Annotated in this window: 13 protein-coding genes; 7 read left to right on the top strand and 6 right to left on the bottom strand. The window is 72.4% G+C overall.

Going from position 1 to position 13,164, the window contains the following annotated elements:
- Window positions 1-36: 36 nt before the first annotated feature.
- Together fabI and fabG are read right to left on the bottom strand one after the other, a co-directional pair.
- Complete coding sequence (fabI, locus tag O7624_RS25600; RefSeq protein ID WP_282240763.1) at window positions 37-804, bottom strand: enoyl-ACP reductase FabI; 768 nt, start codon at window positions 802-804, stop codon at window positions 37-39.
- Between the two features lie 26 nt (window positions 805-830).
- Window positions 831-1,535, bottom strand: coding sequence for a 3-oxoacyl-ACP reductase FabG (gene fabG / locus O7624_RS25595; RefSeq protein WP_093407398.1), 705 nt, complete (start codon window positions 1,533-1,535; stop codon window positions 831-833).
- Between the two features lie 153 nt (window positions 1,536-1,688).
- On the opposite strand from fabG, the gene O7624_RS25590 reads away from it, so the two are divergent.
- From O7624_RS25590 to O7624_RS25575, 4 genes are all read left to right on the top strand, one after another.
- Window positions 1,689-2,972 carry a histidine kinase gene (locus O7624_RS25590; protein WP_282237547.1) on the top strand — a complete coding sequence of 428 codons (1,284 nt, stop codon included), beginning with the start codon at window positions 1,689-1,691 and terminating at the stop codon, window positions 2,970-2,972.
- A complete protein-coding gene (locus tag O7624_RS25585; protein ID WP_282237546.1) occupies window positions 2,969-3,634 on the top strand; it encodes a response regulator transcription factor in 666 nt (221 codons plus the stop codon). Before O7624_RS25590 ends, O7624_RS25585 begins: the two co-directional genes overlap by 4 nt.
- A gap of 98 nt (window positions 3,635-3,732) precedes the next feature.
- Window positions 3,733-4,695: an alpha/beta hydrolase gene (locus tag O7624_RS25580; RefSeq protein ID WP_282237545.1), complete on the top strand. Its 963-nt coding sequence runs from the start codon at window positions 3,733-3,735 to the stop codon at window positions 4,693-4,695.
- The gene (locus O7624_RS25575; protein WP_282237544.1) at window positions 4,692-5,819 is read left to right on the top strand and encodes an acyltransferase; all 1,128 of its coding nucleotides are present in this window, start codon (window positions 4,692-4,694) and stop codon (window positions 5,817-5,819) included. The genes O7624_RS25580 and O7624_RS25575 overlap by 4 nt, the downstream gene beginning before the upstream one ends.
- Window positions 5,820-6,377: 558 nt before the next feature.
- On the opposite strand, the gene O7624_RS25570 is transcribed toward O7624_RS25575, so the two are convergent.
- The 3 genes from O7624_RS25570 to O7624_RS25560 are packed head-to-tail and all read right to left on the bottom strand — an operon-like array spanning window position 6,378 to window position 9,423.
- Window positions 6,378-7,328: a VWA domain-containing protein gene (locus tag O7624_RS25570; RefSeq protein WP_282237543.1), complete on the bottom strand. Its 951-nt coding sequence runs from the start codon at window positions 7,326-7,328 to the stop codon at window positions 6,378-6,380.
- On the bottom strand, window positions 7,325-8,338 hold the full coding sequence (locus tag O7624_RS25565; protein WP_282237542.1) for a DUF58 domain-containing protein: 1,014 nt from the start codon (window positions 8,336-8,338) through the stop codon (window positions 7,325-7,327). The genes O7624_RS25570 and O7624_RS25565 overlap by 4 nt, the downstream gene beginning before the upstream one ends.
- Window positions 8,317-9,423, bottom strand: coding sequence for a MoxR family ATPase (locus O7624_RS25560; RefSeq protein ID WP_093407405.1), 1,107 nt, complete (start codon window positions 9,421-9,423; stop codon window positions 8,317-8,319). The genes O7624_RS25565 and O7624_RS25560 overlap by 22 nt, the downstream gene beginning before the upstream one ends.
- A 236-nt stretch (window positions 9,424-9,659) precedes the next feature.
- On the opposite strand from O7624_RS25560, the gene O7624_RS25555 reads away from it, so the two are divergent.
- The 3 genes from O7624_RS25555 (at window position 9,660) to O7624_RS25545 (ending at window position 12,094) form a co-directional block, all read left to right on the top strand.
- The gene (locus O7624_RS25555) at window positions 9,660-9,932 is read left to right on the top strand and encodes a hypothetical protein (RefSeq protein ID WP_282237541.1); all 273 of its coding nucleotides are present in this window, start codon (window positions 9,660-9,662) and stop codon (window positions 9,930-9,932) included.
- A gap of 39 nt (window positions 9,933-9,971) precedes the next feature.
- The gene (locus O7624_RS25550) at window positions 9,972-10,502 is read left to right on the top strand and encodes a PH domain-containing protein (RefSeq protein WP_282237540.1); all 531 of its coding nucleotides are present in this window, start codon (window positions 9,972-9,974) and stop codon (window positions 10,500-10,502) included.
- 299 nt (window positions 10,503-10,801) lie between these two features.
- Window positions 10,802-12,094, top strand: coding sequence for a PH domain-containing protein (locus O7624_RS25545; protein WP_282240762.1), 1,293 nt, complete (start codon window positions 10,802-10,804; stop codon window positions 12,092-12,094).
- Window positions 12,095-12,112: 18 nt separating this feature from the next.
- Here O7624_RS25545 and O7624_RS25540 read toward each other — a convergent pair whose 3' ends face one another.
- Window positions 12,113-13,138: a phosphatase PAP2 family protein gene (locus O7624_RS25540; protein WP_282237539.1), complete on the bottom strand. Its 1,026-nt coding sequence runs from the start codon at window positions 13,136-13,138 to the stop codon at window positions 12,113-12,115.
- Window positions 13,139-13,164: the final 26 nt, after the last annotated feature.

Here is a 13,164-nt window from a genome sequence, read left to right as displayed (position 1 = left end):
CCGGGTCCCGGTCGTTAACAGCGCCCCGGCTACACCTCAGGCGCCGACTGCGTGGTAACCGCCATCGACGTGCACGATCTCGCCGGTGGTCGCCGGGAACCAGTCCGACAGCAGGGCGAGACAGGCCCGGGCGGCCGGTTCCTGGTCGGTGAGGTTCCAGCCCAGCGGGGCACGTCCGGCCCAGGCGTCCTCGAACTGCTCGAAGCCGGGGATGGACTTCGCGGCCATGGTGCGCAGCGGACCGGCGGCCACCAGGTTGCTGCGGATGCCCTGCTTGCCCAGGTGCAGGGCGAGGTAGCGGGAGGCCGACTCCAGCCCGGCCTTGGCCACGCCCATCCAGTCGTACACCGGCCACGCCTGGCTGGCGTCGAAGGTCAGACCGACCACCGAGCCGCCCGGCGACATCAGCGGCAGCGCAGCGACGGCAAGGGACTTGTAGGAGTACGTCGAGACGTGCAGCGCCGTCGCCACGTCGTCCCAGGAGGCGTCGAGGAACCCGCCGCCGAGGCAGCTCTGCGGGGCGAAACCGATCGAGTGCACCAACCCGTCGAGGCCGTCGACGTGCTCGCGGACCTTGTCGGCCAGCCCGGCGAGATGCTCGGGGTCGGTCACGTCCAGCTCGATCACGGGTGCCGGCTCGGGCAGCCGCTTGGCGATCCGCTCCACCAGTGACAGTCGGCCGTAGCCGGTGAGCACGACCTGGGCGCCGTTCTCCTGGGCGAGCTTGGCCACCGAGAAGGCGATCGAGGCGTCGGTGATGACGCCGGTGACGAGCAGCCGCTTACCGGCCAGCAGTCCGGACATTACGCTCATTCCTCCGTGCTCAGGATTCAGTGGCCCATGCCCAGGCCACCGTCGACCGGGATGACCGCGCCGGAGACGTACCCGGCGCTGTCGCCCGCCAGCCAGGTGATCACCGCGGCGACCTCGTCCGGGCTGGCCATCCGACCCGCCGGGATCGACTTGAGGATCTCGGCCTTGCGCTGGTCGGTCAGCCCGGCGGTCATGTCGGTCTCGATGAAGCCCGGCGCGACCACGTTTGCGGTGATGTTCCGGCCGCCCAGCTCCCGGGTGATCGAGCGGGCCACCCCGACCAGGCCGGCCTTGCTGGCCGCGTAGTTGACCTGGCCGGCACCGCCGGAGAGGCCAACCACCGAGGAGACGAAGATCATGCGCCCCCACCTGGCCCGCAGCATCTTTCCGGAGGCCCGCTTGGCGCAGCGGTACGCGCCGGTCAGGTTGGTGTCCAGCACCCGGGTGAACTGCTCCTCCGACATGCGCAGCAGCAGCGTGTCGTCGGTGATGCCCGCGTTGGCGACCAGCACCTCCACCGGTCCCAGTTCCGCTTCGACCGCCGCGAAGGCCGCCTCGACGGACTCGCTGTCGGTGATGTCACACCGCACGCCGAACAGCCCGTCCGGCGCCCCGCTGCCCCGGTGGGTGATCGCCACCCGGTCACCCTGCTTGGCGAAGGCCTGGGCGATGGCCAGACCGATCCCCCGGTTGCCCCCGGTAACCAGCACAGTTCGTGACACGGTGCGTCCCCTCCCAAAGATCGCTGCGGCTTGGAGACTAGGCGCTACCGCACGGTAATCACTAACCCGCCGCACGTCGTACCCGGGTACCACTGGATGGATCACTCCCTGGTCGCACGACGGAGCCGGCCACTGGAACTACCCTGCCGGGATATGGACCGCAGTACCGTCCGTGCCGCCCTGGCCGGGCTGCGCCGCACCGTGGTGGGGCCGGACTATCCGGCGCGCCGCCGACCACTGGACCGGTTGCGACACCGGCCCCGCACCGCCGCCGTCCTGCGGACGACCGGCCTGCTGCTTCTCCTCGGGCTGGCCCTGATCACCGCGCAGTTTCTGCTGGACACGCGGCGCCTGCCCATCGCCACCGCGTGGGTCATCGCCCTGCTCACCGTCGCGCCGCTGCCCCTGCTGCCCACCCGACCACTGCTGGCCTGGCGGATCATGTTCATCGGGCAACTGTTCGGCACCTTCAACCGGCGTACGACCGACAACGCCGTGGTGCTCGGCCCCGCCACGTACGAGTTCTGGCCGTGGAACCCGACACAGATCCTGGTCATCATCGTCGTGCTGATCACCGTGGCGGCACGGGTCGACCGGGCCGTGCTCGCCTGGACGGGACTGTTCAGCCTGCTCCCGGTCTGGATATTCGTGCCGCCGGGCAACCAGGTGGGCGTCACCCTGCTGTTCGTGGTGCTGCTCATCGTCGGCGACCTGCTGCGGCACAACCTGCTCACCCGACGGGCGCTGGCCGAGCAGGCCGAGGTGAGCGAGTTGGAGAAGGCCCGGCGGGCGGTACTGGAGGAGCGCACCCGCATCGCGCGGGAACTGCACGACGTCGTCGCGCACCACATGTCACTGATCGCCGTGCAGGCCGAAAGCGCGCCGTACCGCCTCGCCGTGCCCGAGCCGGCCCGGGCCGAATTCAGCGCCATCGCCGAGGCCGCCCGGGCGGCGCTTACCGACATGCGGCGGCTGCTGCACGTGCTGCGCAGCGAGTCGGAGGGCACTCGGACCGACCCGCAGCCGACGCTGGCTGAACTACCCGACCTGGTGGCCGCCGCACAGCGGGCCGGAATGACCGTGGAACTGGACAACGACACCGCCACCGAGCCGTCAGCACCGGTCGGGCTGGCCGCCTACCGGATCGTTCAGGAGGGGCTGGCCAACGCGGCCCGCCACGCGGCCGGTGCCGAGGTGCGCGTGACGGTCCGCGATCACCCCGGCGCCCTGACGGTACGCATCCAGAACGCCGCCGGCGGGACCCCGACCAGCCCGGACGCACGCGGTGGCGGGCAAGGACTGACCGGCATGCGCGAGCGGGTCCTCGCCCTCGGCGGCAGCTTCACCGCCTGCCCCACCGCCGACGGCGGCTACGCGATCGACGCGCTGCTGCCGGCTGACCCGCCGCAATCCGACGAGCCGAAGGACCCAACATGACGATCCGGGTGCTGATCGCCGACGACCAGGCGATGGTTCGGCAGGGCTTCGGCGCGCTGCTGGCCGCCCAGCCGGACCTGCTGGTGGTCGGCGACGCCGCCGACGGCGCTCAGGCGGTCGCGCAGGCCCGCCGACTCGACCCCGACGTGGTGCTGATGGACGTGCGGATGCCGGTGCTCGACGGCCTCGCCGCGACCCGCAAACTCCTCGGCGACCGGCCGACCGACCGGCCACGCGTGCTCATCCTCACCACCTTCGACCTGGACGACTACGTCTACGAGGCGCTGCGCGCCGGAGCCAGCGGCTTCCTGCTCAAGGACGCCCCCGCCGCCGACCTGATCCACGCGGTACGCGTCGTCGCCGGCGGTGACGCGCTGCTCGCCCCGACCGTCACCCGCCGCCTGATCGCCGAATTCGCGGCCCGGCCACACCGGCAGCGGCCCCGGCCCACAGTCCTCGCCGCGCTCACCCCACGCGAGACCGAGGTGCTGCGGCTGATCGCCCAGGGGCGCTCCAACGCCGAGATCGCCGCCGAACTGGTCGTCGCGGAGCAGACCGTCAAGACCCACGTCGGCCGGATCCTGGCCAAACTCCAGTTGCGCGACCGCGCCCAGGCCGTCGTGCTCGCGTACGAGACCGGACTGGTCGCCGCCGGGGAGTAGCCCCCCAGTGCCAGGCCATCAACGGCTCCCCGGGTTGACGACCGGCACCACACCGCCGACACATCCTGCACGCCACGACCGGGTGGAGGGAGCGCGTGATGGTGGGCAGGGAAATGATCCGGCTAAGCCTCGCGGCGATGCTGGCGACCGGACTGGTACGGCCACCAACGGTGCCGCCCGACGCCGCCCCGGCCGGCTTCGTCGAGGCGTACCCGTCGACTGCCGCCGCGATGCAGGCCGCCGGAGCACCGTACGCCCGCTGGGCCGCACAGGGTCGGCAGTTCCTGGCCTTCGACCCGCACCGCGACGGCCGGGCCGTCGAGGTCCTCGGTGACCTCGCCAGCGCCGATCGAATCGCGGTGCTGGTGCCGGGCGTCGGTACCCGGCTTGCCGACTTCGACCGAGGGCTGGGCGGAGAGCCCCGGCGCGCCCCGGCCCAGCAGGCCCGAGACCTACGTGCCGCGTTGCACGCCGCCGATCCGCACGCCCGGGTGGCCGTGCTGGCCTGGCTCGGTTACGACCCGCCCGACGGCATCGCCACGGCAGCCACCCCGCTTGCCGCCCGCCGGGGTGCCGACCAACTCGGTGACCACCTGCGGACACTGGCCGGGCAGCTACCGGCCGTCCGCATCACCCTGGTGGGTCACAGCTACGGCGCGCTTGTCGTCGGGCTGGCCGCCAGGGAGGCCCCGCCGCAGGTCACCGACGTGGTCACCCTCGGCGGGGTGGGTGTCGGCGCGGAGCACGCCGACCGCTTCGGCCCGGTCCGCATGTGGGCCGCCGAGGCACCGGACGACTGGATCCGGTGGGTGCCGCAGCTCCGCCTGCCCGGGTTGGGACACGGCGTCCGACCGGGCGCCCCGTCCTTCGGCGCCCGACCGCTGCCGGTCGATGCCACCGGTCACGACGGGTACCTGCTACCCGGCGGGCCGACGCTTACCGCGATCGCCGCAGTGGTGCTGCACGGCACCACGCAACCGCACGGAGTCCATTCGCCCCCACCGCCCTCCGGGCACACCGCCGACCCGGTGACCGTCCGGACGACGGGACAGGCCCGATGAGCGACCACCACACCGCCCACCGACGGGCTCGGGATCCCCTCGTCGACGGGCTGCGCGCCTTCGCCGTCGTGGGAGTGGTGCTAGGTCACTGGCTCGTCACCGGACTAGTACTCGACACGGAAGGCGCGCTGGACCTGGTCAGCCCGCTCACCACGATGCCAGCCCTGGCCCCGGTCAGCTGGGTGTTGCAGACCCTCGGGCTGTTCTTCTTCGCCGCCGGTCACGCCTCCGCCCGTTCGGCTGACCGGCACGCCAGACCCGGTTGGGTGGCACACCGACTGCGGCGGCTGCTCCTGCCCGCGATCGCCCTGCTCGGCACCGGTTCAGCCGTACTACTCGCCGCTGCCGTCGCTGGCGTCGCCGACGACACGCTGTCGGTGGCGCTGACGCTGGCGATCAGTCCCCTCTGGTTCCTGGCCCCACTGCTGGCCCTGGTGGTGCTCACCGGCCCGCTGCGCGCCGCGGTACGCCGCTGGGGCACACTGCGCTGCGCGGTCACCGCGGCGGCCGTGGTGGCCGGCACCGACCTGGCCGTGCGCCTGCTCCCGGCCGGCACCTGGCTGCCACCGGTGACGGTGCTGGCAGCCTGGGCCGTGCCGTATCTGCTGGGCCTGGCGCACGCGGACGGCCGACTGAGCCGACGGCGCGACGCCCGGTGGCTGGTCGTCACGGGGGCGGTCGGACTGGCCGCCGTACTCGCCCTCGGCTATCCCGCCAGCGCGGTCGGGGTCCCCGGCGATGGCAGATCCAATCTCGATCCGCCGTCGTTGCTCGTGGTAGCGCTCGCGGTGGCCCAGACAGGTCTCGGCCTGTCGGCCCGGCCGACGCTGGTGCGACTGCTGTCCCGGCCGCTGCCTCGCAGGCTGGCGGAGGAGATCAACCGGCACGCGGTACGCATCTACCTCGGGCACCAGCCGGTGCTGGTCGCGGTGGTGGTGCTCGCCGCGCACGGCGGGACCGCGCTGCCGGGGCTACACACCGCGCCGGACGATCCGACCTGGCTGCTGGCCCGGATCGCTTGGCTGCCGGTCCTCACCGCCGTGCTGGCGCTGCTCGTCCGGCGCGGCGAGCCCCGGCCGACGAAGGCACCCGGCAGCGGCGGCCGGGCCGCCGTCGACCGATGAACGGGCGCGCTCCGTGGGCCGATCGGCCGAGTGGGCCGGGCGCAAAACCCGGGTGTACGATGATCCGCGTTTGCGGGTCGCTCGGCGGTCCGCATCGCCCCGGAATCCGACCGCAGGAGGTGATCGCTGTGCGAGATAGCGATCCTCCCAGTCGTGGCCGGGCCGACCGCCAGCCACGCTGAGCCCCGCTCCGCCTGAGCTGGCCCGCTCCCCCGGGTATCCGTCCCGCCGTCCCGCTCCCCTTTCGCGGCGGCCGATCGGACGGGTACCGCCGGAAAAGCAGCCCGGTCACGACTTCGCGTGTGCGCGTCCTGATCCACCCCTCTCGCGGTCCGCCCTGCCCGGGCCGCCAGTCGCCACGTCGGAGCTGTCATGAGCCGCTACGTCGCCCCGCTGGGCTTCACCCTCGCCGCCGTCTGGGTAGCCGTCCTCTTCTTCCTGGCCAGCGCCACCCACTGACCCCACTCGTCCGTCCGCCTCTGTTGATCATGAGGTTGGCGGGCGGTTTGATCTCCATGAGTGCCGCCAACCTCATGATCAACAAGGCTTTGGTGGCGGTCAGATCATGCGGGAGGACCAGAGGAGGCTGAATGCGCCGGCACAGAGGGCCAGCAGCAACGCGATGCCCGCGTACCACTGGGTGATCTCGCGGGGTTCGGTGCGGAAGCCGATCGAGCTGCCCATGTCCTGATAGACCTGCTTCAGCTCGTTGACGGTGGCCGCCTCGTAGAAGAATCCCTCGGTGGTCTCGGCCAGCTCGGCCAGGGCGAGCCGGTCCACCGGTACCCGCTGCAACTGGCCACCGATGTCGACGTGCCCGGAGTCGGTGCCGAAGGCGATGGTGGAGACCGGCACGTTCGCCGCCTGCGCCGCGGCCGCCGCTTCCTCGACCGACCGTCCGGCCGTGCGGAAGCCGTCGGAGAGCAGCACGATCCGGGCCGGCGGGATACCGGCGGCCCCGTCGGCCGGCACCGACCGGATCGCCTCCAGGCAGGTGAAGACCGCTTCACCGGTGGCCGTCGCCTCAGCCAGCACCAGTCCCTCGATGGCGTTGGTCACCGCCGGGCGGTCCTTGGTCGGCGGCACCAGCACGTTTGCCGACTTGGCGAACGAGACCAACCCCAGGTTGTACGTCTCGGGCAGCTCCGCCACGAACTGCATGGCCGCCTCCTGCGCTGCCTCCAGGCGGTTCGGCGGCACATCGTCGGCCTGCATGGACAACGACACGTCGATGGCCAGCATGATGGTGGCCCGCTCCAACGGCTCCCGGGTGTCGACCGCGGGCCGGGCCAACGCACCGGCCAACACCAGCAGGGCCAGCAGGAACGCGGTGGCCGGCAGGTGTCGACGCCAGCCGAGGCCCTTCGGCGCCACGGTACGCAGCAGGTCCACATTGGTGAACCGCAGCGCGTAGTCGCGCCGGCGCAGCTGCCGCCAGACGTACAGCGCGGCGAGGGCGAGCACCGGCAGCACGGCCAGCAGCCACCAGGGTTGCAGCAGTCGGATCATCTCGTCGTCCCTCGGGTGCGGGCGTGCCGCTGGGCGGCCACGAAGCGCACCATGTCCAGCAGCCAGTCTCGGTCGGTACGCAGTCGCAGGTGAGCGGCGCCGGCGGCGCGCAACGCGGCGGAGATCTCCGCCCGCTGCGCCGCGGCGGCTGCCGCGTAACGGTGCCGCAGGCCCGGGTCGGCGGTCTGCACCTCGTGCAGTTCGCCGGTCTCCGGGTCGATCACCGGGAGCACCCCGACGTCGGGTAGTTCCAGCTCCCGCGGATCGACCACCTCGATCGCGAGCAGGTCCTGCCGTACCCGCAGCTTGCGCAGCGGACGCGCCCACTGGGCCGGCGGGGCGAGGAAGTCGGAGATGACCACAGCGACACCGCGCCGCCGGGGCGGGCGGTTGAGCATGTCGATGAGCGCGCCGAGGTCACCGCGGCCGGGCCGGATCTCGGTGCCGGCGATCGCCCGCAGCATGCCCTGGGCCTCCTTGCGCCCGGACCGGGCGGGCAGCCGGACCAGCCGTCCCGGGCCGACCGGGGGCGGCTGCCGCCGGCCACGGCGGGGCACCGGGACGTCACCGCCGCTGCCGACTACCGCACCGATCCGGTTGCCACCCCGCACGGTCAGGTGCGTGATCGCCGCGGCCGCCGCGATCACCACGTCCCGCTTGAGCCACTGGCCGGTGCCGAAGTCCAGGCTCGCCGACAGGTCCACCGCCAGCCACGTCTCCAGCTCACGGTCGGCCACGGTACGCCGCACGTGCGGGGTGGTGGTCCGGGCGGTCACCGGCCAGTCCATCCGGCGCACGTCGTCGCCGGGGCGGTACTCGCGCGACTCGCCGGCCTCGCTGCCCGGGCCGGGCAGCAGGCCCGCGTAGTCGCCCTGGAGGAGCCCGTCGAGTTTGCGGGTCACCAGCAGTTGCAGGCGGGACAGCACGGCACCGGAACGGTTGGTGGCCGCCAGCGGGTCCGGCTCACCGGGTCGAGGGGTGGTCGAGGTCACGGCCGCTGCCCGGGCCACCCCGAGGTAGGTGCCACCGCCCCGACGGGCGGGGTGGCCTGCTGCCGGGGCGCCACCGACGGCAGCGGGATTGTCGACATCACCCGGTGCACCACGTGGTCGGCCGGTACGTCGTCGGCGAGCGCGTCGTAACTGAGCACCAGCCGGTGCCGCAGGATGTCCGGCGCGATGTCCTGCACGTCCTGCGGCAGGGCGTAGTCGCGGCCGCGGAGCAGGGCCAGCGCCCGGGTGGCCCGGACCAGCCCGAGCGAGGCCCGGGGGCTGGCACCGTACTGGATCAGTTGCGCGACGTCGGGCATGCCGTGTTCCGCCGGCGTACGAGTGGCCAGCACCAGCCGGACCGCGTAGTCGACCAGGGCGTTGTGGACGAAGACCTGGTCGGCCTTGTGTTGCAGGGCGATCAGATCCTCGGTGTCAAACACGGCGGTGGGCTCGGGCGGAGCGACGCCCATCCGGTAGACGATCTCCCGCTCCTCGGCGTCGGTCGGGTACCCCACGATGATCTTCATGAGGAAGCGGTCCCGCTGCGCCTCCGGCAGCGGGTACACCCCTTCCTGTTCGATCGGGTTCTGCGTCGCCATCACCAGGAACGGGTTCGGTACCCGGTGACTCTCGCCGCCGATCGACACCTGCCGCTCGCTCATCACCTCCAGCAACGCGGACTGCACCTTCGCCGGCGCCCGGTTGATCTCGTCGGCGAGCAGGAAGTTGACGAAGACCGGACCCAGCTCGACGTCGAACTTCTCGCTGGACTGGCGGTAGATCCTGGTGCCCATGATGTCCGCCGGCACCAGGTCCGGAGTGAACTGCACCCGGGCGAACGATCCGCCGACCACCTTGGCGAGGGTCTCCACCGCGAGGGTCTTGGCCACCCCCGGTACGCCTTCCAGCAGACAGTGCCCGCGGGCGAGCAACGCGACGAACATCCGCTCGACCATCCGGTCCTGCCCGACGATCACGCGCTTGATCTCGAACAGTGCCCGCTCCAGCAGGGAGGCGTCCTGCGCCGGCGTGGTCGGCGGTGCGGGCGCCTGTGGTTGCGCCCCGTTCGGCGGCGGGGCGTCGGGCGTGGTCGGCTGGGCCACTGGTCCTCCACAGCGTGATCGGTCGTCGCGGCGTGTGCGGTACCAAGCCTCGCATGCCCGACTGAGTACCGACGGAGGGAGCGACCGATTTCCGCCACGCCGTTCCGGGAGGGAGGAATCGCCGATCGCCAGTGGACAAAAGCCGCCCCGGCGTGTGTACCATTCATCCGTCGCCGGGCGGCTTCCCCCGTGGCCGCCCGGCGCTCACTCTTCCCCGCCGTCCTAGACTGAGCGGGATGACCCACCCCGACAGCCCCGCCGAAGCACTACCGTGTTCGGCCCGTGGGTGTCGTGCCGCGGCCCGATGGGCACTGCACTGGAACAATCCCCGCCTGCACGCGCCGGAGCGGCGCAAGACCTGGCTCGCCTGCGACGTGCACCGGTCGTCACTCGGCGACTTCCTCGGCGCGCGGGCCTTTCTGCGCGAGGTCACCCCGCTGGCGGGATCGCCTACGCTCGAAGAGTGGACGCGTACAACGAAAAGCCGGCCCCGTGAGCGCGAGGAGTGAGCTTGCGAGCCCCGCAGTCGCGAACGAAAGGTCGGCACTGTGAGTGATGACGCGCCTGAGGTCCGGCCGCCGGCCGCGCCGACCAGCCCGCTCGAACCGTGGCCGGAAACCGTCAACTGGCAGTCGATCTCGACCGACCTGATCTGGGTGGAGCTGCTGCGCCTGGCGGCCGGGGTGGCCGTCGTCTCGGCGGTGCTCGGTGTCGGTTGGGCACTTACCGGTTCCTGGCCGTTCGGTTTGGCGCTCGGTGCCGTCGGGTTGTTCGCTCTGTGGCGGGTGGTGACCATCGTCCGGGCGGTACGGGCCTGGGGCTACGCCGAACGTGAGGACGACCTGCTGGTCCGGCACGGTCTGCTGGTCCGTCGGCTGTCCATCGTCCCGTACTCGCGGATGCAGTTCGTCGACGTGAGCGCCGGTCCGCTGGAGCGGGCATTCGATCTGGCGACCGTGCAGCTGCACACCGCGGCCGCGGCGAGCGATGCCCGGGTGCCGGGGCTGCGTCCGGCGGAGGCGTCCCGGCTGCGGGACCGCCTGACCGCGCTCGGCGAGGACCGGGCGGAAGGGCTGTGAGCGGGCCGGCCGGACCGGGTCCGGACCGGACCCCGCCCAGCTCGGACGAGCGGCAGCACGTCGGAAACGCGGTGGGCGACCAAGCTCCCGGTCAGCCCGCCGAACGCGCTGTGCCGGCGACGCCCGCCGAGGCACCGCCGTCCGACCACGCCGTGCCGGCAGCCGAGGCAGCACCACCGGGCGTGGGTCCGCCGCCGAACCCGTACCAGGTGGCCGGGCCGTCATCGCCGTCCGGTCCGCCGCAGCCGCCCGCCGGGTGGGCCGGTCCGCCGCCGCAGGATCCGTCGGCACGGCAACGGCTGCATCCGTTGAGTCCCGCGCTGCACGGCGCCAAGTCGCTGGTCGTGGTCATCGCCGGGCTGTCCTGGTCGACCCTGTCCCGGGTCGGGTTCGGTTGGTTCGTCGCGATGGTGATCGTGCTCGCGCTGGGCGCGAGCGTGCTGGCTGTGGTCAGCTGGTACAACACCGGCTACCAGGTGGTGGGCCGGGAACTACGCATCCACGAGGGGCTGCTCTGGCGGCGTACCCGGGCGATTCCGCTGGAACGGCTCCAGGCCGTCGAGGTGGTTCGGCCGTTGCTCGCGCAGCTCACCGGGCTGGCCGAGCTGCGCCTGGAGGTGGTCGGCGGCGGCAAGACCGAGGCGCCACTGGCGTACCTCAGCGTCACCGAGGCCGCGGCGCTGCGCCAGCGCCTGCTGACCCTGGCCGGCAGCCCCTCCGGTGCGGCGCCGGCGGCCCCGGCGCAGCCGGTGCCGGCCGGTGCCGAGCCACCCCCGCCACCGGGCCGTCCGCTGCACGCGGTGAGCAACCGGGACCTGCTGATCAGTCAGCTGCTGACCCCGCAGGCGTTTCTGCTGCCCTTCGGCGTGGCTTTCGTGGCGACGCAGTTCCTGTCCGAGGGGTCCTGGTCCTTCATCGCGGTGGCGAGCACGCTCACCGCGATGGCCGGGGTCCTGCTGCAACCCGTCCGACGGGTCCTCGACGACTGGCGGTTCCAGCTGGCCCGCGACGACGACCGGCTGCGCATCCGCAACGGCCTGCTGGAGACCAGGTCGCAGACCGTACCGTTGCACCGGGTGCAGACCGTGCGGGTGACCTGGCCGTTGCTGTGGCGGATGAAGGGCTGGTTGCGGCTGCGGCTGGAGGTCGCCGGTTACGCCGCCGGCGAGGCCGACGAGCGCAATCGGCCGGACCGTCTGCTGCCCGTCGGTGACCAACCGACCGGCGAGATGATCGTCGCCGAGGTGCTGCCCGGGGTGGCGCTGTCGTCGTTGCCGCTGCGGCCACCACCGGCCCGGGCCCGCTGGGTCAACCCGCTGAGCCGCCAGGTGCTCGGCGCCGGCCTGACCGAGCAGGTGCTCGCCGTCCGGTCCGGCCTGCTCACCCGCCAGCTGACGATCGTGCCGTACGCCCGGTTGCAGAGCGTCCGGGTGGTACAGGGGCCGGTGCAGCGCATGCTCGGGTTGGCCACCGTGCACGCCGACACCGCGGGTGGCGCCGGCGCTGCGGCGGCGGACCGGGACCTCGCCGACGCCTGGGCCTTGGCGGCGGAGTTGACCGCCCGCGGCCAAGCCGCCCGCCGCGCGGGCTGACCTGACGCGGCGACGGAGTCAGCGGGGAGCGGGAACGGCGGAGGACGCCACCGGTGCCGGCTCGGCGGTCGAGGTGTCGGTCGGGGCGGCGCGGGCCTTCCGGCGGGCCCACCAGCGTTCGGCCCAGCCGACCACCAGGAAGGTCATGGCGACGTACGCCCAGCCGACCAGCACGTCGATCACGTAGTGCTCGCCGCTGTAGACCAGCGTGAAGGTCATCGCCAGCGGGTAGGCCAGCAGCAGCGGCCACCAGCGTCGACGGACGTTACGCAGGAAGAACAGCACCACGAACAGGGCGAAGGCGGTGTGCAGCGACGGCATCGCGGCCACCGGGTTGGAGGCCAACTGCCCGGCGTTGAGCAGGTTGCCCGCGCCGTGCATGCCGAACGCCTTCCAGCCCCGCGTGGAGATCCGGGCGACCTCCTCGATCAACCCGTTCTGCGCCGCCCACCACGGTGGCGCGGCCGGGTAGAGGAAGTAGGTGATCAGGCCGGTGGCGCAGAGGAAGAACCAGCGGCGCATGAACGCCGCCCACCGGCTGCGCTCGACCATCCAGAGCACCGCCGCGGCGGCCAGCGCCGCCACGAAGTGCGAGAAGTACACCCAACTGACCAGGACGTCCCACCAGCGCACCTCCGGCTGGTAGAGGTGCTGCTGCAACCAGACGGTCGGCACCTGACCGTCCATGGCCCAGCCGAACATCAGACGGTCGGCCAGGATCAACTCGTAGGCGTGCGGCACGGTCCCGTCGTGGTAGGCGAACCCACGGGAGAGGTTGTAGGCGACCAGTAGCAGCACCACCGGCACCCAGTCCCGGGCGAAGCGTAGGTGGCTGCGCCACGGGCGGGCGGAGTACCAGGCGATGGTGCCGGCCCAGATCCAGAAGAACGCGTACACCGGGTCGGTGGGCAGGCCGATGACGAGCCAGCCTGCTACGAAGGCGACGCCCCAGACCGACATCGCGATCACGCGGCGGCGCCCACCGTCGCGCCGGGTGGGCGGCTCGGTGGAGGCTGGGGGCTGGGGGTCGGTGACGGCAGACATCGCGGACAAGGTTAGCGGCGACCCGC

The sequence above is a fragment of the Verrucosispora sp. WMMD1129 genome, assembly GCF_029581255.1.
GTDB lineage: Bacteria > Actinomycetota > Actinomycetes > Mycobacteriales > Micromonosporaceae > Micromonospora > Micromonospora sediminimaris.
The sequence above is the reverse complement of the archived record's forward strand: the minus strand, read 5'-3'. Positions and strand labels throughout refer to the sequence as shown.

Bases quoted from the DNA above. Each gene is read 5' to 3' on its own strand.
- O7624_RS25540 (WP_282237539.1), bottom strand. From the start codon at position 13,138: ATGTCTGCCGTCACCGACCCCCAGCCCCCAGCCTCCACCGAGCCGCCC.
- O7624_RS25580 (WP_282237545.1), top strand. From the start codon at position 3,733: ATGGTGGGCAGGGAAATGATCCGGCTAAGCCTCGCGGCGATGCTGGCG.
- O7624_RS25590 (WP_282237547.1), top strand. From the start codon at position 1,689: ATGGACCGCAGTACCGTCCGTGCCGCCCTGGCCGGGCTGCGCCGCACC.
- O7624_RS25585 (WP_282237546.1), top strand. From the start codon at position 2,969: ATGACGATCCGGGTGCTGATCGCCGACGACCAGGCGATGGTTCGGCAG.
- O7624_RS25570 (WP_282237543.1), bottom strand. From the start codon at position 7,328: ATGATCCGACTGCTGCAACCCTGGTGGCTGCTGGCCGTGCTGCCGGTG.
- O7624_RS25555 (WP_282237541.1), top strand. From the start codon at position 9,660: ATGACCCACCCCGACAGCCCCGCCGAAGCACTACCGTGTTCGGCCCGT.
- fabI (WP_282240763.1), bottom strand. From the start codon at position 804: ATGTCCGGACTGCTGGCCGGTAAGCGGCTGCTCGTCACCGGCGTCATC.
- O7624_RS25575 (WP_282237544.1), top strand. From the start codon at position 4,692: ATGAGCGACCACCACACCGCCCACCGACGGGCTCGGGATCCCCTCGTC.